Origin of the sequence: Pseudomonas sp. 2995-1 (assembly GCF_002742505.1) — a bacterium.
GTDB classification, from domain to species: Bacteria; Pseudomonadota; Gammaproteobacteria; order Pseudomonadales; family Pseudomonadaceae; genus Aquipseudomonas; species Aquipseudomonas sivasensis.
Genome location: NZ_LJSA01000371.1, coordinates 1 through 345 on the forward strand (window position 1 = coordinate 1; position 345 = coordinate 345).

Genomic DNA, 345 nt, shown 5'->3' on the forward strand with positions numbered 1-345 from the left:
ATCCAATATCAAGGGATAGCGTTGTACCTGGAAGAGTTATTGCTGTGGACAAACCTGTCTGGAGCAATACAATATATACAATTGCGGAAATTAACACCTGTCCTAGAAACTTCTGTTTTGATGTAAGACCTAAATTACGTTTTTTAACAACCTTTATAAAATCGTCTAAAAAACCTAACAATCCAAAACCAACAGTCACGAAAACTAACAGCCATATTTCCACATTAATGGAGTGGAACTGACTACTCATAATAAAAGTTGATACTATAAGTGCAAGTAAAATCATTAGTCCACCCATCGTAGGAGTGCCACTCTTTTTTTGATGCGATTGAGGTCCTTCAATCC

The 345-nt window shown here is 36.2% G+C and carries 1 pseudogene; it reads right to left on the bottom strand.

Annotation, left to right across the window (positions count from 1 at the left end):
- Nucleotides 1-345, bottom strand: a pseudogene (locus AOA61_RS17285) (hypothetical protein); the annotation flags it as partial.